2 protein-coding genes are annotated in these 1,226 nt (G+C 44.0%); both read right to left on the bottom strand.

The genetic code is table 11. From position 1 onward, the window contains the following. On the bottom strand, positions 1–824 hold an 824-nt coding region (locus tag AC19YT_RS28205), incomplete at its 3' end, for a TniQ family protein (protein WP_500611385.1). Positions 825–866: 42 nt separating this feature from the next. Beyond that, a partial coding sequence (locus tag AC19YT_RS28200) for a hypothetical protein (RefSeq protein WP_500611384.1) occupies positions 867–1,226 on the bottom strand: 360 nt, incomplete at its 5' end.

The raw sequence follows: 1,226 nt of genomic DNA, 5'->3' as shown, positions 1-1,226 counted from the left end.
AATTCGTCACGCAGAAAATCATAAACATTGTCTTTCAATTTACGAAAGGTAATATGGTAAATCTTTTCATAACACACTTTAGGATGCCACTTATCCGCATCTCCAATATTGTTACACCTATCCAAATATTCATAAAAAGCGCAAGGCCACCCGAAAGCGATCTGGCCTGCACTATGGCTAATTTTTGAAAGTTCCGATGCCAAAAATATGAAGCGGCAGTGCTTCCCATAAAGATTTAACGACACGAAACCGATATTTAGAAATAACTCATGTAAATTCCGAATAGGGAGATTGCACAGAATTGAATCATTCAGCGGCAGTTTAGAAAACGCGCGATTTTCCAGTAACTTTGAAAACCAAACATCTGAAGTTGAAGCTGGTGTAGTGGAATTATTTTTACGAATATCCTGATGACACAAACTACAGCGGAACGTCGTGAAAGCGCCCAAACATAGTCTCATCCCGCAGTGGTGACAGGTATCGATCAGCAGCACTGAATGTTCAACGCAAAAACAGTAAAGCTTAAGCCCCCATGCATATTTCCAATATCCATGCTCGCCTAAACATTTTGGACAATGTTTTGGGCAGTATATTGACATTGGATCAAAGCTCGCTCGGGAACTGCTTAATGATTTAACAGCGGTCACCCAAACCAACGGTGCGTTATTTTGCTTGTAAAAAGACCTCACCGCTTCATCGGTTAACTTTCTGCATTGTTTTATTAAGAACGTATGAGAATAGCCATTTGCAGTGGCCAGACGTCCTAGAAACCCGACAAGGCTCTCATCGTGAAAAGGGGTTACTTTAACTGGCAGACTTAACATATTTTCCTCGTCGGGCTCAGATGGAGAAAACTCCCCTTTGAATCACACAATTACTTCGTAAGGCTCGCCCACGCCGATTAGAGGCCGAAAATCGAACTCGGCATTGAACGGACTGCGGTTTCGAGGAGCTGATTGCCAGACTTCGTCCCTGAATGCTGCGTCCAAGGCCGCGAGGTTTACCCCTTCAAATTGGCCGCTTTTCACCAAGCGAACAGCTCTCTCGAGCACTTTGACCAGATAGTCCAATATTCCAAAAGAAGCGAAGTAGAGGCGCTGTATCATTTCCTCGGTCACCAGATTTACCGATTCGACGGACAGCATTTTTTGCATGGCTTTTATAACGCCAGCAAATTCTGGCCAAAATTCTTCGTCGGGCCTGAAGGGCACAAGTGTGTATGACGC

It is taken from the genome of Pseudomonas sp. MF08875 (assembly GCF_059862525.1).
This window is presented reverse-complemented; position numbering and strand designations above follow the sequence as displayed.